The 26,326-nt window shown below is 54.1% G+C and carries 18 protein-coding genes; 7 read left to right on the forward strand and 11 right to left on the reverse strand.

Features of this window, described 5'->3' with window-relative positions; genetic code table 11:
• Positions 1 to 7 precede the first annotated feature (7 nt).
• The 3 genes from HMPREF6485_RS06735 to HMPREF6485_RS06745 all read right to left on the reverse strand — a co-directional run bounded on the left by HMPREF6485_RS06735 (position 8) and on the right by HMPREF6485_RS06745 (position 3,488).
• A complete protein-coding gene (locus HMPREF6485_RS06735; RefSeq protein ID WP_004345573.1) occupies positions 8 to 1,597 on the reverse strand; it encodes a cytochrome ubiquinol oxidase subunit I in 1,590 nt (529 codons plus the stop codon).
• A gap of 85 nt (positions 1,598 to 1,682) precedes the next feature.
• Positions 1,683 to 1,904 carry a DUF4492 domain-containing protein gene (locus HMPREF6485_RS06740; RefSeq protein ID WP_004340236.1) on the reverse strand — a complete coding sequence of 74 codons (222 nt, stop codon included), beginning with the start codon at positions 1,902 to 1,904 and terminating at the stop codon, positions 1,683 to 1,685.
• Between the two features lie 714 nt (positions 1,905 to 2,618).
• Complete coding sequence (locus tag HMPREF6485_RS06745; protein ID WP_004345574.1) at positions 2,619 to 3,488, reverse strand: aldose 1-epimerase family protein; 870 nt, start codon at positions 3,486 to 3,488, stop codon at positions 2,619 to 2,621.
• Between the two features lie 99 nt (positions 3,489 to 3,587).
• Here HMPREF6485_RS06745 and HMPREF6485_RS06750 point away from each other — a divergent pair, with 99 nt between their 5' ends.
• From HMPREF6485_RS06750 to trxB, 6 genes are all read left to right on the forward strand, one after another.
• Complete coding sequence (locus HMPREF6485_RS06750; RefSeq protein WP_004345575.1) at positions 3,588 to 4,466, forward strand: DMT family transporter; 879 nt, start codon at positions 3,588 to 3,590, stop codon at positions 4,464 to 4,466.
• A gap of 65 nt (positions 4,467 to 4,531) precedes the next feature.
• The gene (gene mnmA, locus HMPREF6485_RS06755) at positions 4,532 to 5,611 is read left to right on the forward strand and encodes a tRNA 2-thiouridine(34) synthase MnmA (protein WP_004345576.1); all 1,080 of its coding nucleotides are present in this window, start codon (positions 4,532 to 4,534) and stop codon (positions 5,609 to 5,611) included.
• Between the two features lie 379 nt (positions 5,612 to 5,990).
• Positions 5,991 to 9,746: a DUF4922 domain-containing protein gene (locus HMPREF6485_RS13575; RefSeq protein ID WP_004345578.1), complete on the forward strand. Its 3,756-nt coding sequence runs from the start codon at positions 5,991 to 5,993 to the stop codon at positions 9,744 to 9,746.
• Positions 9,746 to 11,044: an MFS transporter gene (locus HMPREF6485_RS06765; protein ID WP_044126320.1), complete on the forward strand. Its 1,299-nt coding sequence runs from the start codon at positions 9,746 to 9,748 to the stop codon at positions 11,042 to 11,044. Before HMPREF6485_RS13575 ends, HMPREF6485_RS06765 begins: the two co-directional genes overlap by 1 nt.
• A 215-nt stretch (positions 11,045 to 11,259) precedes the next feature.
• Positions 11,260 to 11,814 carry a glutathione peroxidase gene (locus HMPREF6485_RS06770; protein WP_004340242.1) on the forward strand — a complete coding sequence of 185 codons (555 nt, stop codon included), beginning with the start codon at positions 11,260 to 11,262 and terminating at the stop codon, positions 11,812 to 11,814.
• A gap of 24 nt (positions 11,815 to 11,838) precedes the next feature.
• Positions 11,839 to 12,786: a thioredoxin-disulfide reductase gene (gene trxB, locus HMPREF6485_RS06775; RefSeq protein ID WP_004345582.1), complete on the forward strand. Its 948-nt coding sequence runs from the start codon at positions 11,839 to 11,841 to the stop codon at positions 12,784 to 12,786.
• Here the strand turns inward: trxB and HMPREF6485_RS06780 are convergent.
• Positions 12,767 to 14,197: a sodium:solute symporter gene (locus tag HMPREF6485_RS06780; RefSeq protein WP_004345583.1), complete on the reverse strand. Its 1,431-nt coding sequence runs from the start codon at positions 14,195 to 14,197 to the stop codon at positions 12,767 to 12,769. The genes trxB and HMPREF6485_RS06780 overlap by 20 nt on opposite strands.
• 127 nt (positions 14,198 to 14,324) lie before the next feature.
• Between HMPREF6485_RS06780 and HMPREF6485_RS06785 the strand changes: the two genes are divergently transcribed.
• Positions 14,325 to 15,689: a TrpB-like pyridoxal phosphate-dependent enzyme gene (locus HMPREF6485_RS06785; protein ID WP_004345584.1), complete on the forward strand. Its 1,365-nt coding sequence runs from the start codon at positions 14,325 to 14,327 to the stop codon at positions 15,687 to 15,689.
• 1,072 nt (positions 15,690 to 16,761) lie between these two features.
• Here HMPREF6485_RS06785 and mfd read toward each other — a convergent pair.
• From mfd to HMPREF6485_RS06820, 7 genes are all read right to left on the reverse strand, one after another.
• Positions 16,762 to 20,229 (reverse strand): transcription-repair coupling factor, encoded by a 3,468-nt coding sequence (mfd, locus tag HMPREF6485_RS06790; RefSeq protein ID WP_004345586.1) that lies wholly within the window; start codon positions 20,227 to 20,229, stop codon positions 16,762 to 16,764.
• Entirely contained in the window at positions 20,226 to 20,972 is a 747-nt protein-coding gene (locus HMPREF6485_RS06795; RefSeq protein WP_004345587.1) for a polyprenol monophosphomannose synthase, read from the reverse strand. Before HMPREF6485_RS06795 ends, mfd begins: the two co-directional genes overlap by 4 nt.
• 132 nt (positions 20,973 to 21,104) lie before the next feature.
• Complete coding sequence (locus HMPREF6485_RS06800) at positions 21,105 to 21,863, reverse strand: lysophospholipid acyltransferase family protein (protein ID WP_004345588.1); 759 nt, start codon at positions 21,861 to 21,863, stop codon at positions 21,105 to 21,107.
• 6 nt (positions 21,864 to 21,869) lie between these two features.
• On the reverse strand, positions 21,870 to 23,051 hold the full coding sequence (locus tag HMPREF6485_RS06805) for a metallophosphoesterase (protein WP_004345589.1): 1,182 nt from the start codon (positions 23,049 to 23,051) through the stop codon (positions 21,870 to 21,872).
• A gap of 94 nt (positions 23,052 to 23,145) precedes the next feature.
• Positions 23,146 to 23,964, reverse strand: a complete 819-nt coding sequence (locus HMPREF6485_RS06810; RefSeq protein WP_004340267.1) for a vitamin B12 dependent-methionine synthase activation domain-containing protein — start codon at positions 23,962 to 23,964, stop codon at positions 23,146 to 23,148.
• A 17-nt stretch (positions 23,965 to 23,981) separates the two neighbouring features.
• A complete protein-coding gene (locus tag HMPREF6485_RS06815) occupies positions 23,982 to 25,340 on the reverse strand; it encodes a dihydroorotase (protein WP_004345590.1) in 1,359 nt (452 codons plus the stop codon).
• A gap of 26 nt (positions 25,341 to 25,366) precedes the next feature.
• Positions 25,367 to 26,167, reverse strand: coding sequence for a DUF4369 domain-containing protein (locus HMPREF6485_RS06820; RefSeq protein WP_004345591.1), 801 nt, complete (start codon positions 26,165 to 26,167; stop codon positions 25,367 to 25,369).
• Positions 26,168 to 26,326 lie beyond the last annotated feature (159 nt).

The following is a 26,326-nucleotide window of genomic DNA, read 5'->3' on the forward strand; positions in this document are numbered from 1 at the left end:
GGTTAGCCTATCCTCTGTTCCCGATTTCGGCGAGACTGTATTCCGGCCCCTTCTTGATTTGCTTGCACAAGATGTTGATTTCCACGCAGAGCAAGAGGGTAAAGAGAATCAGGAAGATGAAGAACGTGATGATGACACTGTCCGACTGCAAGTTGCTCACGGCCACCCATGTGGGCAGCATGTCCTGAATGGTCCACGGCTGACGGCCGAATTCGGCTACCAGCCAACCGCTCTCGCTGGCAATGTAGCCCAAAGGCAGTGAACTGATGCCGGCAATGTGCAGCCATTTCAACTTGGTGATGTCCTTACGATAGGCCAAGAACAGCACCACGGTGAAGAACAGGATGAAAAGTGTGCCCAAGCCCACCATGATGCGGAAAGCGTAGAAGTTGACGGGAATACTGGGCACGAGGTCGGCCTTGTCTTTGATGTAGCCATAGCCGAAATACTTCATGTCTTTGTCAAGCACGCCCAGCGAGGCCTCCATGCCCTTCTTGTTGTCTTCCTTCTTGGCTTTACGGTAGGTCTGAAGGGCTGTGATGGCATTCCGTCCCCGTGCAATCTTCTCATCCACAGAGGGTTCAATCTCTCCCTTATGGTTGACATAGCCCCCCCTCATGATGTCGTTTACGCCGGCCACATAACCATGGAAATCGTGTGTGGCAAGAAACGACAGCGCGTTGGGGATGCCTATGCGCATGGCCGGTTCCTGTTCGTTGGCATAGTCGGGCTGGCTGAAAGGCGGCACGGCGGCGATGAGCGTCAGCGGTTGGTCGGTGCCACCGTTGTACAGGGCCTCCATGGCAGCGAGCTTCATCGGCTGCACCTTGGCCACCTGATAGGCACTTTCGTCACCGGTGTAGAAAGCCAGCAGCGAGGCCACCAGTCCCACACTGCATGCTATCTTGATGCTCTCCTTGGCCAGTTCGGTCTCACGCTTTTTCAGCAGATAGTAGCAACTCACGGCCAGCACAAACACGGCGCCGATGATCCATGAGGAAGTCACCGTGTGGCAGAACTTCATCACGGCAAAAGGCGACAGTGCAATCTCGGCAAAGCTGTCGAGATTCATCTCGTTGCGCATTGTGTCGGCATTGAAGTGGAAGGCCACAGGATTCTGCATCCAGGCGTTGGCCACCAGTATCCACCATGCCGAGATGGTAGCCCCCAAGCCCGTGAGCCAAGTGGAAGCGAGGTGGAAGCCTGCGCTCACCTTCTTCCAGCCGAAGAACATCACGGCCACGAAGGTAGACTCCATGAAGAAGGCGATGATGCCCTCGATGGCGAGCGGTGCGCCAAAGATGTCGCCCACAAACCAGGAATAGTTGCTCCAGTTGGTGCCGAACTCAAATTCAAGAATGATACCCGTAGCCACTCCCATGGCAAAATTGATGCCAAAGAGTTTCTGCCAGAACTTGGCTGCAGTTTTCCAGAACTGTTTGCGCGTGCGATAGTAACAAGTTTCCACGATTCCCATAATCACGGCCAGACCGAGTGTCAGGGGAACGAAAAGCCAGTGATAGATGGCCGTGAGGGCAAATTGCGCCCTCGACCAGTCTATGGTGCCGGCATCGACAGATAATAATAAGTTTGTCATAATATGGTTATAGATGTTATTGATTTTTCTGTAAAAAAGGGAGAGTGTCCGGCGGCTTTGGAATACCGGTCTCCCGCCGGCTGTTTTATCGGGCCCTGCCTGTTATTTCGGTGGCTACAAAGTCCGATTCCTTGCCTTCCTGCGAGTGTTGCTTGATGAAATTGGGGAAGAAAAACACCTTCAGTATGGCAAACATGATGAATAGTTTGACCAGAATGATAAGCCACAGCGTTTTCCCCACCTGCATGTGGCGGAATCCGTCGTAATAGAGATCAAACACCCGATAAAAGAATCCGGATTTATTCATAGTTTGATTTTTGTACTTTTTACATTTCGGGACAAATTTAAATAAAAGTTGTGATAACTCCAAGTAAAATGCCTTTTTTCTTGTTCAAAAGTGCGTAAGAACATATTTTTTCGCCTATTTTTCCTCCACCAATGGGATGACGAGACAACTGAAGCACCGTTTGTTATGTCTCTGAGGTGGTGGCATAAACCGGTGGGAGCCGCCGGTCGGGCATCCAACTTTTGGGCGTTCGATGCAAGAGGTGAGTCGTGTGATGCCGCTTAAAGCGGAATAACCTTTACAAAAGTGTGCTCACGGAAAATCTCCAACCAGAGCGGGAAACGGTCTTGAAACACTCTCCAAAGCCTTCCGATTTTCTCGTTCAGGCTCTTCGGCATTGTGAAAGGGCCACACTTGGAAGCCGAAAGGGCCTCGGTTGCACTGCAACCGAGGCCCTTTTACAAGCCCGTTTGGGCTTTTTTAGCCCTTTTTTCTGGCCGGGAAATGTGTTGATAAAATTCAAATGACTGATTGTCAGCATTTTAAAAGTATCGCCAAAATTCGCGTATTTGCGCCCGAGTCATGGTCGTTTGCAAATATCGCAGAATAGAGGGCCGAAAACCGGAAAATGGTTTGACAAAACCATCAGCGGACACCCCACACCGTCAAGGGCATCTTGCTTCCGTCATTGGTCATTCACAGTCTGCCTATATAAAAGAGGTGTACGGCTTGTCGCTACTCGCCTATGGTGATGGTGTATTCGCTCATGAAGCTGGCACCGGGCTGCAGACTGTTCATCAGATACTTGTCCTTGAACTCTCCGGCATATTCCACCCGGTCGTGGATGCCGTACCACGGTTCGATGCACACGAAGGGCGCATGCTTACCCGTAGGATTCCAGATGCCCACGGCCGGACTCTTGAAGTCGACCGTCACCTCGGGATGCCCCTCCCCGTTGAGCAGGGAGATGCGCTTCAGCTGGCTGCGGTCGAATATCACGGCATCGTCGGCAAACGAGTTTTCGGTGAAATGCCACAGTCCGCCTTCCGTCTCCACCTTGTGATAGCCCTCCACAATGCAGCCGCCCACGTTGCCATAGAGGCGTTCGGGAGCCACATTGTCAAATTGCAGCCGGCCTTTCACTTCCTCGCCCTTGCGGGCTCCCGGCACGAGAAAGGCCGGGTGGCCGCCTATCTGGAAGAATATTTCCTTGTCGTCGGTATTTTCCACGTGCCAAATCACATGTACCTTGTTGCCATCCAAGCGGTAGGTCACGGCCAGATTGAAACGGTAGGGATATAGCTTGAGTGTCTCCTCGCTTTCGTGCAGGGCAAAGGTGATGCGGCTGTCGGTCTTGTTGATGAGCGTAAACTCCGTGTCGCGGGCAAAGCCGTGCCGCCCCATGTGGTATTCCCGGCCACTGATGCGGCAGGTGTCTTTCCACAGTCCGCACACGATGGGGAAGAGAATGGGCGAGTGGCGGTTCCAATACTGCTCGTCGCCGTCCCAGAGATATTCCTTGCCTTTGGCATCCCTGATGCTTTGAAGTTCGGCCCCCATCGGAGCCACACTGATGGTCAGTTTTTCGTTTTTGATTTGTTCCATGATACAATTTAATTAGAATCTACTTGCAAAGATAAAGATTTTATTCGTAATTTTGCACCTGCTTTCGCTGAAATATTGTTTTTAAAGACAGCGGGCACATTGGTGATGAGTGATAAGGTAAAAGGATTTCTGGCAGCTGTCGTAGCCGCCGTTTGTTATGGCACCAACCCGCTGGGCACGCTGCCTCTTTATGCCGATGGCGTCAACTCCGCTTCGGTGCTGTTCTATCGTTACGGGTTGGCCGTCCTGATGTTTGGCGTTCTGATGCTTTTTCGCGGTGAGCACTTTGCCATCCGGCCCGGCCATGCCATCCGTTTTTCCCTTCTTGGGGTCTTTTTTGCCATGTCGTCTACCACGCTCTACGTGAGTTTCCACCACATAGCAGCCGGCATCGCCTCCACACTGCTCTTTGTCTATCCCGTCATGACGGCCGTGCTCATGACTGTTTTTTTCCACGAGCGCGTCACGTGGGGCACCTCTATCTCCATTCTCTTGGCACTTTTAGGCGTGGGACTGCTCTATCAGGGCGACGGTCATGCGAGACTGAGCACGGTGGGTTTCACACTCGTGATGCTCTCCTCGTTTCTCTATGCCGTCTATATCATCTCCGTCAATCGCTGGCACACCGACATGTCGCCGCTTAAGTTCACCTTCTGGGTGCTCGTCTTCTGCTGGGCCACTATCGGTGTGTTCAGTGTGATGTCGGGTGAACCGCTCATGCTGCTTCACGGACCGAAACAGTGGGGCTGTGCCACCCAGCTGGCTCTGTTGCCCACGGTGCTCTCGCTGTTCTTCATGAACATCTCCATCAGCAAGATAGGTTCCACCCCCTCGGCCATCATGGGAGCCCTCGAACCCGTTACAGCCGTCATTATCGGCATTTTCGTTTTCTCCGAAACATTCACTCTGCGGTTGGCTGTGGGCATCCTGCTCATCCTCTTGGGCGTGACACTCATCATTCTCAAGCGGCAGGGATAGAGGTGGTTGCCATTTTTCCCCTTTTCCCGACCGCCATTCTCTCATCTTTTTCGTAACTTTGCATCATGTTAGATATCAACGAACTGAAAGACAAGCGCATCGCCGTGCTGCTCTCCGGTGGCGTGGACAGCAGCGTGGTGGTATGCGAATTAGCTGCTTTGGGGCTGCATCCCGACTGTTTCTACATCAAAATAGGGCCCGAAGAGCAGGAAGAATGGGACTGCTCTTCGGAGGAAGACCTTGAAATGGCCACGGCTGTGGCGGCCAGATACGGTTGCCGACTGCAGGTGGTGGACTGCCACCGGGAGTATTGGGACGAAGTGACCCGTTACACGATGGAGAAAGTGAAGGCCGGCTTCACGCCCAATCCCGATGTGATGTGCAACCGGCTCATCAAGTTTGGTGCTTTCGATGCCAAAATGGGGCACGACTACGACCTCATCGCTACGGGCCACTATGCGCAGACGGAATGGATTGACGGGCGGAAATGGCTCGTGACCAGTCCCGACCCCGTGAAAGACCAGACCGACTTTCTGGCCCAAATCTACGACTGGCAGCTGCGCAAGGCCATCTTTCCGATAGGCCACTACATGAAAGACGAAGTGCGGGAGATAGCCGGGCGCGAGCATTTGGTCAACGCCAAGAGGCGCGACAGTCAGGGCATCTGCTTCTTGGGGCAAATCAATTACAACGAATATCTGCGCCGCTATTTGGGCGAACAGCCCGGTGATGTGATAGAACTGGAGACGGGCAAGACCATCGGCGAGCATCGCGGACTGTGGTTTCACACCATAGGGCAGCGCAAGGGGCTGGGTTTCGGCGGAGGCCCGTGGTTTGTGGTGAAGAAGGATGTGGGGCGGAATGTGCTCTATGTGAGCCACGGCTACGACCCGCAGACGGCCTACAAGCAAGACTTCCGGATGCACGATTTCCACGTGCTCACAACTCCGATTGACTCGGAGCGCGTCACGTTCAAGATTCGCCACACTCCCGACTATCTCCCCGCCACCGTAGAGAAAACCTCAGAAGGTATCTACACGGTGCATGCCGATGCCCCTATCCACGGCGTGGCCCCCGGACAGTTTTGCGTGGTCTACGACGAGCAGCATCACCGATGCTTCGGTTCGGGCGAAATAACACTCTAAGGATGTTGTCAATCTTTGACGAAAAACAAGGTTGGAAAAAGCTTGAAATAAGACGGGAGAATCGACTCGGAAAGCCGATTCTCCCGTCTTCTGTTGCTATCAGGCCGTGATGAGAGACTTAAAAAGGACAGGAGCGGGAGGTCAGAGAACTCCTTTGAAAATCCCGTTTGGGCCGAACGTCACCCCATGTCTGGAGTTTTTGACATTTCTGCACTCCATCGCAGCAAAAGGAATGTAATGGAGGACAAATGCCAAGATAATCACCCCAATAGTGCTGACAATAAAAATAAAAGTCTTATCTTTGCATGAACAAGACGGCATCCGGTTCGCACGCGACGATGCTGCCACAAACCATCAACCCCCAAACTGCACATTATAAATGATGAGAGAAAAGATAGACGTGTTCTTGCCGGCCATAGCTGCCGATACACTTGCAGAAACCGTGCAGGTGCTCAACGACGACAAGACCGTGCAACATATCGTGTTCCTGCAACCGGAAAGCAACGCCATTGAAAACGCATTGGCCTCCACGGAGACCATTCTCCACATAGCCGACAACACCGATGCCGACTTTGTGCTGCTCTGCACAAAGACCACACACATGACATTGGGCCAGAATGCGCTCCACCGGATGCTTCAGGCGGCCGACGACACGGGAGCGGCACTCGTCTACAGCGATCATTACACCGTCACAGGCGGGCGGACGGAGCGTCATCCGGCCATCGATTATCAGCCGGGAAGCATCCGCGATGACTTCGACTTCGGCTGCCTGCTACTCGTGCGCGCATCGCTGCTGCACGACTATGCCAAGGAGGCACGCGCTGCGGAGAGCAGCTATCGTTTTGCAGCCCTCTACGATCTTCGGCTCTACCTGAGCCGAAAGGGCGACTTGTTCCACCTCGACGAGTTTCTCTATACCGAAGAAGAGGTCGACAACCGCAAGAGCGGCGAGAAGCAGTTTGACTATGTAAACCCTCGCAACCGCGAGGTGCAGGTGGAGATGGAGCAGGTGGCCACGGCCCATTTGAGAGCATTGGGAGCATTGGTGGACACCGGAGTTTATGGTCATATCGACTTCGACGAACAGGAGTTCGACTGCGAGGCCAGTGTCGTTATTCCCGTCTTCAACCGCGAAAAAACTATAGCTGATGCCGTAGAAAGCGCGTTGGCGCAACGGGCCGATTTCCGATATAACGTGCTGGTGGTGGACAACCACTCCACCGACCGCACGGGCGAGATACTCACGGCCCTACAGTCGACAGACAGAGCAAAAGGCGGACGACTCGTGGTGATGACTCCCGAGCGGAGAGACCTCGGCATCGGTGGTTGCTGGAATGTGGCTGTGAACGACAGCCGCTGCGGACGGTTTGTCGTGCAGCTCGACAGTGACGACCTCTACTCTTCGCCCCATACGCTGCAACGGGTGGTTGATGCTTTCCACGAGCAGCAGGCGGCTATGATCATCGGCAGCTACCGCATGTGCGACTTCGAACTCAATACGTTGCCCCCCGGCTTGATAGACCATCGCGAGTGGACCGACGATAACGGCTGCAACAATGCCCTGCGCATCAATGGTTTAGGGGCTCCGCGTGCTTTCTTTACCCCCCTGCTGCGGCAGGTGCAGTTTCCTAATACAAGCTACGGCGAAGACTATGCGCTGGGACTGGCTTTCAGCCGCTGCTACCGCATAGGACGCATCTACGACGAACTGTATCTTTGCCGTCGTTGGGGAGGCAATAGCGATGCCGCACTGAGCATCGATCGCGTGAACGCCAACAACCGTTATAAAGACCGGTTGCGCACGATGGAGATACAGGCCCGCCGGCAGATGAACGGTGGTAAGGATGACTTGCAGGATGCCTACGACCCGATGACGCGGTTTTTCAACCGTCAACTGGAGGTGTGGGAGGATGCCCGCCGGCGCTACCGCGACTTGAGTAATGTGAAGACACGCACGCTTGATACGCTGAAAGTGCAATTCAACCCGGCCCGCATCGTGTCTACGGGGGCCAAGCTCGACCGCTCTACGCTCAGCGGCCGGCCCTGCTTTCTCTGCAAGGCCAACCGCCCGAAAGAGCAGATGGTGAAAATGCTTGACAACGATTTTGAACTGTTGGTGAATCCGTTCCCCATTCTTCCCATGCACTTCACGATAGCTTCGCGCCGGCACGAGCCGCAAAGCATAAGGAAACACTTCGTAGAGATACACCGTTTGCTTGAAACCTACGGCAGTCTCATGGTGTTCTACAACGGTCCCAAATGCGGAGCCAGTGCCCCCGACCACCTGCATCTGCAGGCCGGTACGAGTGGTCTTGTGCCTTTGCAGGCCGAATGGCAGCGGCTCAGCCGTGAGGTGGTGAAGTTGGTGGAGTGCGACGAGAACGACTATCTGGCCGAGGTGACGGGCTATGTGGTGCCATGTTTCGTCATCCGGAGCCGGAATGCTGAAACGGGTAACAGACTTTTTATGCGCCTTTACGACAGCATGGGGAAGGCTGCCCGTACACCCGGCGAGGAGCCGATGATGAACATCATGGCATGGAGACAGGGAGATGATACGCTGACGGTGGTGATTCCGCGTGAGAAGCATCGCCCCAACTGCTACTCGGCCGAGGGCAGCGATCGGCTCATGGTGAGCCCGGGGGCTCTTGACATGGCCGGTCTTATCATCACTCCGCGCCAGGAAGATTTTGAAAAACTCACCCCGGAACTCGCCACGGCTATCCTCCGCGAGTGTGGAGCCGGTGCAGCACGGATGCAGGAAATACGCGAAGGACTGCGAGTGTCAGCTGCCCCTTGCCGCCACCACACGGCCGACAAGCAGCCCGATGTGACGGTGGGCGTCGTGAGTGCGCAGAAGATACATTTTGTGCTCAACTGCCCCTATCTGGCCAAGGGCGAGGAGGTGTGCGGCGAACAAGAAGTGGAGTTCTATGAGGGTGGCATCCTCTGGAACGGCAATCAATACAGTCAGCTCACTTTTCATCCGCATACGCCCGATGCTTCATTCTCCATCGATGATGTGACCATTGGGGTCGACTTCCATTGGGAGCGGCAGGAACGGCAGACTTTCCTCGGTATGTTGCGCTTGGTGGTGGAGGAAGGAAAGATATGCGCCATCAACGAACTGCCCGTGGAGCAATATTTGGAGAGTGTCATCTCAAGTGAGATGAGTGCCACGTCAAGTCTTGAACTGCTTAAGGCGCATGCCGTGATTTCGCGTAGTTGGCTGTTGGCGCAGATGGAAAAACGCCGACAGGTGGCCGAGACGGGCAACAGCTTCTTCTCTTTCGTTAAGAAAGATGACGAACTCATTCGGTGGTACGACCGTGAAGACCATGCCATCTTCGATGTTTGTGCCGACGACCATTGCCAGCGTTACCAAGGCATCACCAAAGAAACGGCCCCCCATGTGGCAGAGGCTGTCCGACAGACGCGCGGTCAGATCCTCATGAGCGGTGGGGAGATATGCGATGCGCGTTTCAGCAAGTGCTGCGGGGGCATGACGGAGGAATTCCAATACTGTTGGGAGAATATCCGCAAGCCCTATTTGTTGGCTGTGCGTGACACGGAAGGCGAAGCGTCCGGTGTCGATCTCACGGTGGAAGCCAACGCTGAAAGGTGGATTCGCACTTCGCCGGAGGCTTTCTGCAATACGAGCGATGGGCGGGTGCTCAAGCAAGTGCTCAACGACTACGACCAAGAGACGGCCGACTTCTATCGCTGGCGGGTAGAATACACGCAGGAAAAACTGCGCCACCTCATCGAAGACAAACTGAAGATGGAGCTGGGGGGCATTGTAGACCTCGTACCCATAGAGCGCGGGGCGAGCGGACGCATATCAAAGTTGAAGATTGTGGGCACCGAACGCACGTTCACCATCGGCAAGGAACTCGAGATACGCCGGGCGTTGAGCGAGAGCCATCTCTACAGTTCGGCTTTCGTCGTGGACAAGAGCGAGGTGGATGCCACAAACGGAGTGCCGCAGCACTTCACCCTTGTCGGGGCCGGTTGGGGCCACGGTGTGGGGCTTTGCCAGATAGGGGCAGCCGTCATGGGAGAGCAAGGCTTTGGTTATGATGACATCCTTCTGCATTATTATAAAGGTGCAACGATTGAGAAATATTACAAATGATGAAGAATCGCATGACTCCGTGGGCTTGGGTGCCCACCCTCTATTTCGCTGAAGGACTGCCCAATGTCATCGTCATGAGTGTGGCGGTGGTGATGTACATGCAGTTGGACATGACTGATACCGACATTGCCCTCTATACCAGTTGGCTCGGACTGCCGTGGGTGATCAAACCGTTTTGGAGCCCGTTTGTCGATCTCTACCGTACCAAACGCTGGTGGGTATTGGCCATGCAGATACTCCTCGGTTCCTCGTTGGCAGGCGTGGCCTTCACGCTCAATGCCGCTTTCTGGTTTCAAGGCACCATGTTTTTTTTCTTTCTCATGGCTTTCAGCAGTGCCACTCACGACATAGCAGCCGACGGCTACTACATGCTGGAGCTCGACGACCACGCTCAAACGTGGTTTGTAGGCATCCGCAACACGTTCTATCGCATCGCCGTGATCATGGGCAAAGGTCTGCTTGTGCCGGCCGCAGGTATGCTCCAACTCATCTTCCGCAATCAGAAGGCATTCACGTGGAGTCTTGTTTTCTATGGGTTGGCAGGCCTCTTCATTGCCATTTGGCTCTATCACGGCTTCATCATGCCACGCCCCGAAGACGACGCTGAGAAGAAAGACACTTCTGCCAGCGAGGTGATGGCAGGCATGAAGAAGATGTTTGTGGCTTTCATCGGCAAGATGCCGGGGCGCGAAATGCTGGCAGCCCTCTGCTTTCTGTTGTTCTATCGGTTTCCGGAGGCCATGCTCTCAAAGATGACCGATACCTTTCTGCTGCGCCCGAACTCGGAGGGCGGACTGGGACTTTCGCCGCAGGAATATGGCTTGGCCAATGGCACCGTGGGACTAATAGGGCTCCTGCTGGGCGGCATCGTGGGTGGAATGCTCGCCAGCCGCGACGGACTGAAGCACTGGTTGTGGCCTATGGTGTGCGCCATCACGCTGCCCGACATCGTCTATGTGTACATGAGCTATGCCATGCCCTCCAACGTGTGGGTGGTCAGTGCATTCCTTTTCGTCGAACAGTTTGGCTACGGCCTGGGCTTCACGGCCCTTACCCTCTACATGCTTTATTTCAGCCAAGGAGCTTATAAGACCTCACACTACGCCATCTGCACGGGCATCTCCTACCTTGGACTAATGCTCCCGGGTATGATTTCAGGCTATCTGAAAGACATCATGGGCTATCGCACTTTCTTTATCCTTGTCATGGGATTTTGCGCTATCACCTTTCTTGTGACGGCATTTATCAACATTGACGACTCTTTCGGCAAGAAAGCGAAACGGCGGGAGGAGGTATAAAGAAGAAGCCTGCAATGCCATTAAGACACAGCCGCAACGGAGTGACAAACCATTCCTGTTGCGGCTGTGTCGGAATATAGGGATAGTGGATGCCCGAAGGAATCTGCCGTAATTATAATTTTTGTAAATTGTGGGGACTGACTAAAACTTTTTATTATCTTTGCAATATTAAAGAAAAGATTCATATACATACAAAACTAAGGAATAAAAAGAAAATGAAAACAGTCTATGAGTTCTCTGTTAAAGACAGAAAAGGTAAGGACGTATCACTCAAAGAGTATGCCAACGAGGTTCTTTTGATTGTCAACACCGCCACGAAGTGCGGGTTCACGCCCCAATATGAGGAACTTGAGAAGCTGTATGAGCAATATCATGCCCAAGGCTTTGAGATTCTCGACTTCCCCTGCAACCAATTCGGCCAGCAGGCACCGGGCACCGATGAGAGCATCCACGACTTCTGCAAGCTCAACTACGGCACAGAATTCCCCCGTTTCAAGAAGGTTAAGGTAAACGGCGAGGATGCCGATCCGCTGTTTAAATTCCTCAAAGAGTCGAAAGGCTTTGCCGGATGGGATGAAACACATCCCATCTATCCCATCCTTGAGAAGATGCTCAGCGAGGCCGATCCCCACTACAAAGAGAAGCCCGACATCAAGTGGAACTTCACCAAGTTCCTCATCAACAAGAAGGGACAAGTGGTGGCACGCTTCGAGCCCACCGAGAAGATTTCCAACATTGCCAAGCAGATAGAGGAACTTCTTGCCCTCTAAAAATCCAAAGGAGGACTTCAGAACATGGCAAACAGAGAATACACACGCTGTCTCATCATCGGTTCGGGGCCTGCCGGATACACGGCAGCCATCTATGCCGGTCGTGCCAATCTGCAACCGATAGAATATTGTGGTATGCAGATGGGCGGACAGCTCACCCAGACCACCACGGTGGAGAACTTTCCCGGTTACCCGCAGGGGGTGGACGGCAACCAGATGATGATGGAACTGCGCGAGCAGGCCGAGCGGTTCGGTGCCACGCTGCGTGACGGAGAAATCGTGAAAGCCGACTTGAGCAAGGCTCCCTACCTGCTCACCACCGACCGCGGTGATGAGATAGAGGCCGAGACGGTCATCATCGCCACCGGGGCCACGGCCAAATATCTGGGACTCGATGACGAAAAGAAGTATAACGGACAGGGTGTAAGTGCTTGTGCCACCTGCGACGGATTCTTCTATCGTAAGAAGGTGGTGGCCGTTGTGGGAGGTGGCGACACCGCTTGCGAGGAGGCCATTTATCTGGCACAGCTCGCTTCCAAGGTCTACATGATTGTGCGCAAGCCCTATCTGCGGGCCAGCGACGTGATGAAGAAGCGCGTGGAGGAGAACGAGAAAATCGAGATACTCTACGAGACCAACACACTCGGACTCTACGGCGAGAACGGTGTGGAGGGCGCCCATCTCGTCTACCGCAAGGGAGAGGCTGACGAACGGAAGTACGATCTGCCCATCGACGGCTTCTTCCTCGCCATCGGGCACAAGCCCCAGAGCGACCTGTTCCGCGACTTTGTCGATGTGGACGAGCAGGGATACATCAAGGTGGACAGCCCCACACAAGCCACGAAAGTGCCCGGTGTGTTTGCCGCCGGCGATGTGTGTGACCCGCGCTATCGTCAGGCCATTGTCGCAGCAGGCACGGGTGCCAAGGCTGCCCTCGACGCCGAGAAGTATCTCAACGGGCTGGGCAAGTGACGCCACTTAGCCAAAGGCCTGCAAAAGTCAACATGCCATTGAGCATCAAGAGCTCATAACCGAACTTATATCCGGTCATCTGTGTAGTCATCATGTCGATGGCGAAACAGATGGCCGGACTTGTTATGCAGATATAGGGCACCCAACGGTCGCGCACAGGCCGTCGGCCGGCCAGCAGACTGAAGGCAAAAAGTCCCAGCAGCGGACCGTAGGTGTAGGAACAGAGAATGTAGATGGCATCAATGACACTCGTGGAATTGATTACTTTGAAGCCCAAGATGAACAGCACGAAGACCACGGCCATGCCCAAATGCGCACGTTTGCGCAGCCGCTCATCGTCGGGCTTGCCGCAGATGTCCACGCAGAAGCTCGTCGTGAGAGCCGTAAGGGCCGAGTCGGCACTCGAAAAACTCGCCGCCACAATGCCTATTGTGAAAAGCACCACCACCGCACTGCCCAGCGCGCCCGATGCCGTGAACATGGGCAACAGGTCGTCGCTCATGGCAGGCAGGTCCACTCCCCGGCTCCGGGCCAGCATCAGGAGCAGCACGCCCAGTGACATGAGCAGCAGATTGGCCGGTACAAAGGCCACACCGTAGCTGCACATGTCCTTTTGTGCCTCCCTGAGCGACTTGCAAGTGAGGTTTTTCTGCATCATGTCTTGGTCGAGTCCCGTCATCACGACCACGACAAACACGCCGCTCAGAAACTGTTTCCAGAAATTCTGTCGCGACACCCAGTCGTCGAATACGAATATCCGGCTGTGGCTGTCAACTGCAACCGCACGGACAGCCTCGCCCACCGTCATGTCCAACGCGCCAATCACCTTATATATAATAAGGAGGAGAGCCGCAAAAAGACAGAATGTCTGAAACGAATCCGTCCACACCAGTGTTTTTACTCCACCCCGCCGGGTGTAGAGCCAGATGAGTGCCACCATGCCGGCTACCGTCACAGGGAAGGGAAGGCCCACCCCGTCGAACACGAACTCCTGTAAGATGATGCACACCACGTAAAATCTCACGGCTGCGCCCGTCATCTTCGAGAGCAGGAAAAAGCCCGCCCCCGTAAGGTAAGACTGCCGGCCCAACCGCTGTTGCAGGTAAGAATAAATTGTCGTGAACTTGTATTTGTAGAATATGGGCAGCAACACGAAAGCCACGACAAAGTAGCCCAAGATGAAGCCGAGGCACATCTGCAAATAGGTCATGTCCATTTTCATCACCATGCCGGGCACGCTCACGAAACTGATTCCCGAAATAGAGGCCCCCACCATTCCGAAAGCCACCATATACCAAGGCGAATTGCGATTGGCCATATAGAAGGCATCGTTGTTGGCCTTGCGCGAAGTGAACCTGCTGAACAGCAGCAGACAGCAGAAATAAATCAATACGGTCGTGATGATAATCATAGATGCAAAGTTACACAAAATGGGGGAAATGAGCAAATAATATTCATTCAGGAGCTCAAGTAGGATATTTTTTCGTATATTTGCAACCAACAACCGCGATGAGGCGACAAACTAATATAACAACATCATGAGACAGAAGAAATTCCTACTGCAAGAGAAAGACATCCCCACACAATGGTATAACATCCAGGCCGACATGCCCAACAAGCCGCTGCCGCCCCTCCATCCAGCCACCCATAAGCCTATGGTGGCCGAAGACCTTGCTCACATCTTCAGCATGGAATGTGCCCGTCAGGAGCTCGACACCCAACATGCGTGGATCGACATTCCCGAGGAGGTGCGCGACAAGTATGCCTACTACCGCTCCACACCGCTCGTGCGTGCCTACGGACTGGAGGAAGCCCTCGACACTCCGGCCCATATCTATTTCAAGAACGAATCGACCAATCCGCTGGGTTCGCATAAAATCAACTCGGCTCTCCCGCAGTGCTACTACTGCAAGCAGGAAGGCGACACCAATGTGACCACGGAGACCGGTGCCGGACAGTGGGGAGCGGCACTCTCATACGCCGCCAAACTCTACGGACTCGAGGCTGCTGTGTATCAGGTGAAGATCTCCATGCAGCAAAAGCCCTACCGTTCGGCCATCATGCGCACCTTTGGTGCTACGGTGGAAGGCTCTCCCTCGATGAGCACCCGGGCCGGTAAAGACATCATCACCCGCGAGCCCAACCATCCCGGATCGCTCGGAACGGCCATCAGTGAGGCCATCGAACTGGCTACCACAACGCCCAACTGCAAGTACACACTTGGTTCGGTGCTCAACCATGTGGCTCTCCACCAAACAGTGATTGGTCTTGAAGCCGAGAAACAAATGGAGATGGCGGGTGAATATCCCGATGAGGTGATCGCTTGTTTTGGTGGCGGAAGCAACTTCGGCGGACTCGCTTTTCCTTTCATGCGCCACAACATTCTTGATGGCAAGAAGACCACCTTTGTCGCCGCCGAACCCTCAAGCTGTCCCAAACTCACCCGCGGCAAGTTCGAGTATGACTTCGGTGACGAGGCTGGCTACACGCCGTTGCTGCCCATGTACACCCTGGGGCACGACTTCAAACCAGCTAACATCCACGCCGGCGGACTGCGCTACCACGGTGCGGGCATGATCATCTCCCAGCTCATCCGCGACGGCTACATGCACGGCGTTGACATTCCGCAACTTGAGACCTTCGAGTCGGGTATGCTTTTTGCCCGCACCGAGGGCATCATTCCTGCTCCGGAGAGCTGTCATGCCATTGCCGCTGCCATCCGTTCGGCCCGGCAGGCCAAGGAGGCTGGAGAGGAAAAGGTGATTCTCTTCTGTCTTAGCGGACACGGACTCATCGATATGACGGCCTACGAAAACTACATCAACGGCGACCTGCGCAACTACACCATCTCGGATGACGACATAGAGAAGTCGCTCCGGAACGTTCCGCAAGTGGAAATTTAACCTTCATCGCCTCTTACATCGTCCCCGCACCGGTTCTGCAAGGTGTGGGGATTTTTATTACAAAGTGTTGTGCCCGAACACATTAACGAGCATGAAAATAATACAAAATGTGCCCGTTCACAATGTTAAAAGATGTTTTGAGTTAAGAAACTTCACCGGAAAATTTACTATATTTGTATTATTCAAAATAATGATACGGCAGCTGTGAAGCTCCTTGGTTATCATCATCTTTTACTTTGCAAGCGCCCCGGCAGCAACTGTCGGGGCGCGCAAAGAAGAAGAAACAAAAGGCTTGTTGACTTTAAGGGTCTGCCATGCGATGACTCAACCTTTGAAAAAGACACAACATTGAAAAACCACAAACTGTGAAAAGGCTAATAATAAAAACTCTGACATTTGGTACAAGACGACAAAAACAATCACATTGGCGAAGACAGGTATACAAGCGAATGGGGTTACAGTTTTGCCCGTAAAACCAAACTGGAAAGAACCGGCGCTCCAATTTTCTATAAACGAATATGACATGAACGAGAAGTTATGAACCAAGACCCCCCACCCCCTAAAAGGGGCTTCCCTCCCTGCAAAGAGAGGGGGCGCAAGCCCTCTAAGTTAAGGGGCGGGGGGCTTTAACGAGGGTGACAATGCCATATATAGCATGAAACTTACTAAGGTTACGAAAAAGTCTTACATGAATTTTCATAGCATCCGTCCTCCTGTCCATTCCCATTCGCCTCATCGTCCCAATCCGCTTCATTGATTTTCCCACCCGGCCCAAACGACTTTGCAAAACGGCCACAGTCAGAAGCTCGCTTGGGCCAAATGAGAACCTCAAAGAGGCTCTTTTAGAAAGCTGTTTGGGCCGGAAAAGCCCCCTCTAAGTGGTGGCGGGGCTCTCAGTGGTTTGGAGAGATCAAAAAAAGGAAGCACTTCCGCGCTCCCTTGCCAATGCAAAGATACACCAAAAATAAGCGAAATGCAAACAGTAGTCGAATTTTCTTGACAACAGAAAGAGGAATCAGAAAACATTCGGGGACTTCCCCTCAAGCCCTAAAGGCCGGAATGAGTCTGCCATCTACGCTATATGCTCTATCCTGTCGAGTATTCCCACAGCCACTTCAATGGTCGGCACGTTGGAGACACTCATGAGCCGGCGGTTGTTCTTCTCCTTGAGTTTGGCGCGACGCACATCCTGCGTGGCGTAGGTGATGACCTGCGAGAAGGCATGGCTCTGATAGAACGGACTGTTCACGTTGCCGACAAACTGCATCTGCATCATGCCCTGACGCAGGATGATCTTCTCGCAGCCGAGTCGTTTGCCGAGCCGGCGCAGCCGCACCACGTGCATGAGTTCCTCCCCCTCGTGGGGCACGGGTCCGAAACGGTCGACCAGCCGTTGCCGATAGGCGGCCAGTTCGCGATCGTCTTCTATCTTGTCGAGCTCGCGATAGAGCAACATGCGTTCGCTGCTGCCGGGCACGTAGGTGTCGGGGAAATACATCTCAAGGTCGCTCTCCACGGCACAGTCGTCCACAAAATCGTCACCGCTAAGGCGGTTGCCCTGCGCCATCTCCTCGGCATAGATATCTTGGAACTCCTCGTTTTTCAGTTCGGTGACCGCCTGCGAAAGGATTTTCTGGTAGGTCTCGTACCCCAGGTCTTCCATGAATCCGCTCTGTTCGGCTCCCAAAAGATTGCCCGCACCGCGGATGTCGAGGTCTTGCATGGCCAAATTGAATCCACTTCCAAGGCCCGAAAAGTTCTCCAGTGCCTCCAGCCGGCGGCGTGCCTCGGGCGTGAGCACACTCTTGGGGGGAGCCAGCAGATAGCAGAAAGCCTTGCGGTTGCTGCGCCCCACGCGCCCACGCATCTGGTGCAGATCGCTCAATCCGAAACGATGGGCATCGTTGATGATGATGGTATTGGCATTGGAAATGTCGATGCCGTTTTCCACAATGGTGGTGGAGAGAAGCACATCGTAGTCGTAGTTCATGAATCCCATGATGATCTGTTCGAGCTCCTCGGGCTTCATCTGCCCGTGGCCGATGGCAATGCGGCAGTCGGGCACATATTTTTTGATGAGTGCGGCTATCTCGGGCAGGTTGCTGATGCGGTCGTTCACGAAATACACCTGCCCGTTGCGGCTCATCTCGAAGTTGATGGCATCGGCGATGACTTCATGCCCATACGAGGCCAGTTCGGTGTGTATGGGATAGCGGTTGGGCGGCGGCGTGCGGATGATGCTCATGTCGCGCGCCCCCATGAGGGAGAATTGGAGCGTGCGCGGAATGGGGGTGGCCGACATGGTGAGTGTGTCGACATTCACCTTCAGCTTGCGGAGCTTTTCTTTTGTGGACACACCAAATTTCTGCTCTTCGTCGATGATGAGCAGACCGAGGTCGTGCCATTTCACGGCCTTGCCGATGAGTTTGTGTGTGCCGATGAGAATATCGATCTTCCCCTCGGCCAAGTCGGCGAGCACCTGCTTGGTCTCCTTGGCACTGCGGGCCCGGGAGAGATATTCCACCCTCACGGGCAGTCCTTTGAGACGGCTGTTGAAAGTCTGGTAGTGCTGGAAAGCCAACACCGTGGTGGGCACGAGCACGGCCACCTGCTTGGAGTCGCAGGCAGCCTTGAAGGCCGCTCGGATAGCCACCTCGGTCTTGCCGAAGCCCACATCTCCGCACACGAGTCGGTCCATAGGGCGTCCGCTTTCCATGTCGCTCTTCACGTCTTGCGTGGCTTTATTTTGGTCGGGCGTGTCTTCGTAGAGGAAAGAGGCCTCAAGCTCGTGTTGCAGATAGCTGTCGGCACTGTAGGCAAAGCCCTTCTCCCTACGCCTGCGGGCATAGAGTTTGATGAGGTCGCGGGCGATGTCTTTGATCTTCTTCTTGGTGCGCTCCTTCAGTCGGTCCCAAGCCCCCGTGCCGAGTGTGGAGAGCCGGGGGGGCTCGCCGGTGTCTTGCCGGCGGTATTTGCTTATCTTGTAGAGCGAGTGGATGGAGACATCCACCTTGTCGTTGTTCTGATAGATGATGCGGATCATCTCCTGATAGCTGCCTCCTGTAGGCACCCGGACGAGTCCGCCAAACTTGCCGATGCCGAAATCCACATGCACGATGTAGTCGCCGGGCTCCATCTCCTGCAACTCCTTCATCGTGAGAGCCATCTTGCCGGCTCGTGCAGCGTCGCTGCGTAGGTTGTATTTGTGGAAACGGTCGAATATCTGATGGTCGGTAAAGAAGCAGAGTTTCAGGGCATCGTCGGTGAATCCCTCATGAAGCGTGCGGTTGATGCCTTCGAAAGTCACCCCGTATTTCTTTAGTTCGTCGCCGCCGAAGATGTCTTGCAAACGGGCTATCTGCTTCTCGCTGTCGGCCAGAATGTAGAGCTTATAGCCCTTGAGCAGATAGTCTTCGAGGGTCTGGGCGAGCAGATGGAAGTTTTTGTGGAATAAAGGTTGGGGGGTGATGTGGAAAGTCAGGACAGCCTCGCTGCCCGATGGCGTGGAACGGATGTCGGCAGCGGCATCGTCCGACTTAGCATTGGGGCCGAACTCCACGCGCTTGCGGCCTGCCACGCCACGGTCAAAGAGCGTGGCAGTACAGAGGTTGGCCTCTTTGCGCAGGTCACGGGCTATCTGCGCCTGCTCCATCTCGGTGGCCCCCTCCATGCGCTCGGCAAGGGCCTGAGAGGAGAATCCCTCATCGTAGATGCTTGCTATCCGGTCGTGGACAAACGTAAAGTCTTTCATCACAAGTAGGGCATCGGCGGGCAGGAAGTCCAAAAACGGCATCTTGTCGCTTGAAAGTCCGGCCAGTTCGGGCACGATTTCCACCTCCGTCTTCTTATCTTTCGAGAGCTGGTCTTCCACCTCGAAAGTGCGTATCGTGTCTATCTCGTCACCGAAGAAGTCGATGCGGAAAGGGTATTCACAGCTGTAGGAATAGATGTCGAGAATGCTTCCGCGCACGGCAAACTGCCCGGGCTCATACACGTAGTCGGTCTCTTGAAAGCCCAGTTCGCGCAGCCGTTTCTCCAAGCTTGGCAGATCTACGGTCTGCCCGGTCTTGAGACGCACAAGCTGCGTGTCAAGATTCTGCTGTGTCACCACCAGTTCGGCGAGTGCCTCGGGATGGGTCACGATGAAGAGTGTGGAGGGATTGGGAGCCGTAGCCGACCGGGCGGCTTCACCGGCAGAGGAAATGCGGGCCAGCACTTCGGTGCGCAGAATCTCATTGGCGGCATCGCGCTGACCGTATTTCACGGCCCGTTTATAGCTCGACGGGAAGAAGAACACCTGCTCCTGTCCCATGAGCTGAGTGAGGTCGTGATAGAAATAGCCGGCCTCATCGGCTTCGTCAAGGATAAAGAGAACGACGCGTGCCAAACGGTCGGCTAAAGAAGAAAAGAGCATGGGGGCCGAAGAGGCCAACAGCCCTTGCAGGAAAACGGTCTTCACCGACTTGTCTTCCAGTGTTTGAAAGAGTGCCTTCGCCTGTGGCGAGGGGGCATACAATCTTTTTACGTCCTGTATATTCATTTAATTTTCGGATACTTCCGGAACCAGCCGTCAAGGCGTAAGCGCATCACGCCGAAGAAGGCTTCGCCGAAAATGCCTCCACTCATTTTGCTGACGCCCTCTCGGCGATTGACGAAAATGACGGGCACTTCCTTTATCTTGAAGCCCATCTTGTAGGCTGTGTATTTCATTTCGATTTGGAAACCATAGCCCTTGAAGCGTATCTCGTCGAGGGGGATGGAGTCCAGTACGCGCCGCTTGTAGCATTTGAAGCCGGCCGTGGTGTCGTGTACTTGAAAACCGGTGACGAAGCGCACGTATTTGGAGGCGAAATAGCTCATCAGTACGCGCCCGATGGGCCAGTTGACGACATTCACACCGCTCACGTAGCGCGAGCCGATGGCGAGGTCGAAGCCTTCGTTGTGGCAGGCATCGTAGAGTCGGGGGAGGTCGTTGGGGTCGTGGCTGAAGTCGGCGTCCATCTCGAAAATGTACTCATAGTTGTGCTCCAAAGCCCATTTGAAACCGGTGATGTAGGCGGTCCCGAGTCCCAATTTCCCGCTCCGCTCGATGATGAAAAGGCGGTCGGTAAACTCTTCCTGCATTAGCCGGTGTACGATAGTGGCCGTGCCGTCGGGGCTGCCGTCGTCAATGACAAGGATATGAAAACATTTTTCGAGTCTGAAGACGGCTCGGATGATTTTCTCAATGTTCTCCTTCTCGTTGTAAGTGGGAATAATGATGATGCTGTCGCTCGTATTCATATCTGCTACACGTTAGTTGATGCAAAAGTAGAAAAATTATTCCAAACTTGGAAGAAAAGAACTTTTATTTTGCTCTCTTCCCTCTTTTCTCTCCTCTGTGGGGCTTCCCCGGCCACTGCAAGGGACTGATGGTTATTGGTCGGGATTCTCTACGAAGCCGCGATACTCCTCGTCCAGTCCGTCCATGATGGCCGTATAACTGCGGTCCATTTGGTTTTTCACGTTCTCCGGGCCCTTGCCAATGGGAGCTATCGGCTCGTGAATGGTGAGCCGGAGCGGATGCCAGAACACCCAAAAGAAGTCTTTGGTGCGGGGCTTGACGCAGAAAGAACCGTTGATGGTGAGCGGAACAACAGGCAGCTGGAGATCGTCGGCCAGCATGAAAGCACCGCGGCGGAACACGCCCATGTGCCCGGTAAACGTGCGGGCACCCTCGGGAAAGACCACCAGAGACATACCCTCGGTGAGTATTTCTCGGGCCTCATCGTAGGTGGCACGTATCTTTGACGGCCCGCTCTTGTCCACAAAGATGTGGTGGGCATACTGGCAGGCGATGCCCACAAGAGGTATCTTGCGGATGCCTTTCTTCATCATCCACTTGAAATTACGGCCCAAGAAACCGTAGATGAGGAATATATCGAAGGCTCCCTGATGGTTGGCCACAAAGACGTATGACTGGTGGGGCTTCAAGTGTTGTCTGCCTTCCACCTTCACGGGCAGCAGAAGCAGTCGCACCCAAAGCCACGACCAGCACTTGCCGGGATAGTAACCCCAGAAATGACCGTTGCCTATCATGCAGCCCAGCACGGTAGTCAGGGAGGTGAGAATGCTCGCCAGTACGAGTATGGGTAGACAAATGACAAGTTGGTAGAGGCGGTAGAGATATTTCATGATGATTTATTTGGTTTGTGGATGTTTCTTGTGAAGTGTGATGACGGCTATCTCGGCGCTCGCCCCGAAGCGGAAGGGCACCACGCCACTCAGTCCGCTGGTGACATAGAGACTGCAGCCGGATTTCTCGTGCAGGCCGTAGTCGTAGTGATAACCCAACATGGTGGGGCGCAGACCGAAAAGGCTCAACTGGCCGGCATGGGTGTGGCCGCAGAGTGTCAGTTGTGGAGCGACATGCTTGTTGTGCCCCGCAATAGTCGCCTCCCACTCTTTGGGATCGTGCTGAAGCATGAGGACAAACTGCCCCTTGCTCATCCCTGCGAGTGCTTTCTCGTAGTCGGCGTAGTTAGGTTTGCCCGCATTCTCTGTGCCCGCCACGATGATGGAGTCTCTTCCTCGCACCACGGGGCGGTGCTCGTTCATCAGGAGTGTCCAGCCAAACTGTCGTTCGCGACTCTGCACCTCACGCTCGTTGGCGGCCTCCACGGCAGGATCGGCGTGGATGTAGTAGCTGTAATCGTGGTTGCCCAGCACGCTATACACCCCGTCGGGGGCATGAAGTCGCTTGAGTTCGCCGATAAAAGGATAAAGTTCGGAGGGCTGAATGTTCTGCAAGTCGCCTGTAAAGCAGATCATGTCTGCCTTCTGGGCGTTGATGGAATCGATGTCGCGACGGATCATCCAAGCCCTTCTGCCCACGAGTGTTCCCACATGGGCATCGCTGAAATGGACAATGCGATAGCCTTCGAAAGTCTCCGGCAGATGATCCACATAGACCTCTACATGTTTCACTTCAAGCCGGCTGAAACCCCAAGTGAGTCCGTAAAAGAAGACAAACAGCGAGGTGATGCCGAGCAGGAAGCCGATGAGGTTACCCCAGTTGTGGTGGGTGTGGTGGAAAACACAATGCCGCCATCCCAAAAAAGAGCAGAAGGCATAAATGGCTTTCGGCACCACCAAAACGGCAAAGAGATAGAAGAACCAGTCAATGTAGGCTATATCGTCGGGGATGAAGTTGCGGGAAAGGGCCAGCACGGATGTGTAGACCAGCATGACAAGGCCGGGAAGCCACCACAAGAGACGCTTCCACAGAGGGAAACCTTTCTTGTGACGCAGATAGTGGAGGTCAAGGTAAAGATCGGGAAGCACTATCAGCAACAATAATAGTAGGTAAACGCGAGCTATCATCTTTCTGTATGGTTCTTTGTTTGGTGTTTATTTTGCGCGGGCATCAGATTTTTCGGTACCAAGTGCCGGACTTTCCAATGCCCTCCTTGCGCTCTTACCGCTTCAACAAACTCGATTGCAGGAAACGCCTCATCACCTCTACGGGAATGCCGCGACGGCAGGCATAGTCGCGAAGTTGGTCTTCGCCGATTTTCCCCAAATCGAAGTAGCGGCTGAGGGGATGCGAGAACATGAAGCCGCTGACACTGGCGTGTGGCACCATCATGCCACTTTCGGTGAGCCGGATGCCCACGTCTTTCATGCCGAGCAGGTCGTTGAGGATGAAATTGACGCTGGTGTCGGGCAGTGAAGGATAGCCCACAGCCGGTCGTATGCCTTGATAAGCCTCGTTGTGAGTTTCCTTCATGGTGAGTTTCTCGTCGGGTGCATAGCCCCAGTAGTGCCGGCGCACCTCCTCGTGCATACGTTCGGCTGTGCCTTCGGCCAAGCGGTCGCAGAGCACTTGGGCCAGCATCCGGTTGTATTCGTCGTGTTTGTAGGCCTCTACTATCAGTCCGTCGACCGTCGTACAGAACACGCCCGCAGTGTCTTCCACCCCTTGGGAGAGCGGCCGCACGAAGTCGGCCAGGCACAGATTGGGACTTCCCGGCTCTGTGGGGTGTTGCTGGCGCAGCATCGGTATGCGCACATCGTCCAGCAGGAGGTCGTCGCCATCGCTGTTGGCAGCGAGGAGGGCAAACAAGGCACGTGTGTGATACCGTCCCTCCCACGTTTGCAGCATGGCCAAAGCGTCGGCCTGCACACGTTCTTTCTCCTCCCGGGGCTTACCGGAGAGTCCCCATGCGTGAAAGAAATAAATCCAGTTGATATACGGGACTATCTCGCTGATATCGTAAGTCAGTATTTTTCTCATTGCGGTCGGTCCCGTTTCTAAGCATGTCCGGCATGGTCGAAGCGCAACGCTTCGCCCCTGCTTTCGCCATCGAATGCCCCTTTATTGTATATCAGCCGGCCATTGCAGAAGGTCTGTTCCACTCTCCAACGGTATTCGTGGCCCTGCATCGGACTCCATTTGCACTTGCTTTGTATGTTGGCTTCCGTCACAGTCCAAGGCGCATCGGGCTTAACCACCGTAATGTCGGCTTTATAGCCTTTACGCAAAAAACCGCGACCGCACACGCCGAAAAGCCGTGCGGGATTGTGGGCCATGAGCTGTACAAGCTGTTCAAGGGTGATCACGCCCTCGTCGACCAGTTCCAGCATGGTGACTAAGGAGAACTGCACCATCGGCATACCGGAGGCTGCACGCACGCATCCGCCCTGCTTGTCTTTCCATTCGTGGGGGGCATGGTCGGTAGCCACGGTCGTGATGCGTCCGTCGGTGAGCGCCTTACGGAGTTCGGTGCGGTCTTCGGCCGTTTTGACGGCAGGGTTACACTTGATTTGTGCCCCCTTGGTGAGATAGTCCTCGCTTGTGAAAAGGAGATGGGCTATGCACGCTTCGCCCGTCACAAGCGGCTCGTGCCCGTTGGCGGGAGAAAGCAAAGCGAGTTCCTTTGCCGTGGAGAGATGGGCAATGTGGAGCCGGGTGCCGAATGTATGGGCCAACTGTGCGGCGAGTGCTGACGACTGGTAGCAGGCTTCTTCGGAGCGGATGAGCGGATGAAGTACAATGTTCGGATCATCGCCATAGGTCTCTTTCATCTTCTTGAGGTTGTTGCTGATGATCTCCGAATCCTCACAGTGGGTCATCAGCGGAAGGCCGAGACCGGCACATTGCTTGAATATCTCAAGTAGCGCACCGTATTTGTCCACCAGCATATTGCCCGTACTGGCCCCCATAAAGAGCTTAATACCGGGAATGCGTCTGTGGTCGAGTCCGGCAAAGGTGGCGGCATTGGTGTTGGTGGCACCATAGAAAAAGCTGTAATTGACATGGCTTTTCGCCTCCGCCAGGCGAAACTTTTCTTCCAAGGCCTCGGGAGTGGTGGTCTGTGGATTGGTGTTTGGCATTTCGAAATAGGAGGTCACTCCTCCGTATGCCGCCGCCCTGCTCTCGCTCTCGATATCGGCTTTGGCCGTGAGGCCGGGCTCGCGGAAATGCACGTGCTCGTCGATCACGCCGGGCAGAACGAAACACCCCGTGGCATCTACTTCTTGACTGTAGACCCCACGGGGTATGTTTTCTCCCTCCACGAGTTCTGATATGCAATCGTTGTCGATGACGACAGCGCCCCGGAAAGAGCGTCCCTCGTTAACGACTGTTCCTCCATATATGACTTTTTTCATTTGCCATCAGTTGTTTGGTTCTGCCATCAGTCGGCCGATGGAGCCGGCTTGGCCAATTCGTTGGGTGTAGGTGCAGAAGCGGTGGGGGGAACCGGAGGGGTGGGGGTGGCTCCTGAAGTGCCCGGAGTCTCCTTCATTCCGTTCATGATCTGTTCGTTCTCCTGCGCCTTCTGATAGTAGTCTTTCACGTATGGGTCGTTCTTGAAATTGTCGGTGGCCTTGCTCATGATGTCTTCTATCCACGGCGAGAGCATGGGATACTCGTTGCCGATGGTGAGCATGAAGAAGATGCCCGGGCCGAGTACATTGTCGAAGTTCTCGGTGACAAAGCTTGTGATGAGTTTGTCTTCCTGTTCGGAGATGTGTATGGCCTCGGCATTGAGTCGTCGGTTCATCACAAGTTCGTCGTCACCGTTCATCAGGCCGCGGTCGTGCCGGTGGACAAGTTCTATCTTCTGGTTCTCAAGCTGATTGTATTTGGTGAAAAACTTAAATAGCTTGTCGTTGAGCGGCGTGCCGCTCACTATCTGTTGGGTGGTGTTTATCTTTACGGTGATGTCGCCGCTTTCCAGCACCAGCGGCAGCACGCTTTCATCATCCATGAAGATGTTGGCCATGCGTACACTGTCAAGCGTGCCCGAGAAGGCAAACTGTCCATGCACCACATCGCACGAATCCACACTCTTGAAATCATTGTCCTTCAAGATTTTGAGGTACAACATGCGCCCATCAAGCGTCGAAACGTTTGATGTGCCCTGAATATTGTAGGTATTGGCACAGGATGTTAAGGCCAACAATGATATCAATGAGTATAAGACTTTATTCATAAGCTGTGCTTCTTGTTCAGCGATAACAAAGGTACAACCTATTATCGATGTAAGAAAAAAAATTTATGCTATTTAATTTTAATCTGCTATCTTTTATGTTTTTTTCGCAAAAGGGATTGACTTTCCATTTTGCCTGTTCCACGCACGAGCCGCCTTTCG

This window comes from Segatella buccae ATCC 33574 (assembly GCF_000184945.1).
GTDB lineage: Bacteria > Bacteroidota > Bacteroidia > Bacteroidales > Bacteroidaceae > Prevotella > Prevotella buccae.

Excerpts from the sequence above, each read along its gene's own strand:
- HMPREF6485_RS06735 (WP_004345573.1), bottom strand. The coding sequence starts at position 1,597 with ATGACAAACTTATTATTATCTGTCGATGCCGGCACCATAGACTGGTCG.
- HMPREF6485_RS06740 (WP_004340236.1), bottom strand. The coding sequence starts at position 1,904 with ATGAATAAATCCGGATTCTTTTATCGGGTGTTTGATCTCTATTACGAC.
- HMPREF6485_RS06745 (WP_004345574.1), bottom strand. The coding sequence starts at position 3,488 with ATGGAACAAATCAAAAACGAAAAACTGACCATCAGTGTGGCTCCGATG.
- mnmA (WP_004345576.1), top strand. The coding sequence starts at position 4,532 with ATGTTAGATATCAACGAACTGAAAGACAAGCGCATCGCCGTGCTGCTC.
- HMPREF6485_RS13575 (WP_004345578.1), top strand. The coding sequence starts at position 5,991 with ATGATGAGAGAAAAGATAGACGTGTTCTTGCCGGCCATAGCTGCCGAT.
- HMPREF6485_RS06765 (WP_044126320.1), top strand. The coding sequence starts at position 9,746 with ATGAAGAATCGCATGACTCCGTGGGCTTGGGTGCCCACCCTCTATTTC.
- HMPREF6485_RS06770 (WP_004340242.1), top strand. The coding sequence starts at position 11,260 with ATGAAAACAGTCTATGAGTTCTCTGTTAAAGACAGAAAAGGTAAGGAC.
- trxB (WP_004345582.1), top strand. The coding sequence starts at position 11,839 with ATGGCAAACAGAGAATACACACGCTGTCTCATCATCGGTTCGGGGCCT.
- HMPREF6485_RS06780 (WP_004345583.1), bottom strand. The coding sequence starts at position 14,197 with ATGATTATCATCACGACCGTATTGATTTATTTCTGCTGTCTGCTGCTG.
- HMPREF6485_RS06785 (WP_004345584.1), top strand. The coding sequence starts at position 14,325 with ATGAGACAGAAGAAATTCCTACTGCAAGAGAAAGACATCCCCACACAA.
- mfd (WP_004345586.1), bottom strand. The coding sequence starts at position 20,229 with ATGAATATACAGGACGTAAAAAGATTGTATGCCCCCTCGCCACAGGCG.
- HMPREF6485_RS06795 (WP_004345587.1), bottom strand. The coding sequence starts at position 20,972 with ATGAATACGAGCGACAGCATCATCATTATTCCCACTTACAACGAGAAG.
- HMPREF6485_RS06800 (WP_004345588.1), bottom strand. The coding sequence starts at position 21,863 with ATGAAATATCTCTACCGCCTCTACCAACTTGTCATTTGTCTACCCATA.
- HMPREF6485_RS06805 (WP_004345589.1), bottom strand. The coding sequence starts at position 23,051 with ATGATAGCTCGCGTTTACCTACTATTATTGTTGCTGATAGTGCTTCCC.
- HMPREF6485_RS06810 (WP_004340267.1), bottom strand. The coding sequence starts at position 23,964 with ATGAGAAAAATACTGACTTACGATATCAGCGAGATAGTCCCGTATATC.
- HMPREF6485_RS06815 (WP_004345590.1), bottom strand. The coding sequence starts at position 25,340 with ATGAAAAAAGTCATATATGGAGGAACAGTCGTTAACGAGGGACGCTCT.
- HMPREF6485_RS06820 (WP_004345591.1), bottom strand. The coding sequence starts at position 26,167 with ATGAATAAAGTCTTATACTCATTGATATCATTGTTGGCCTTAACATCC.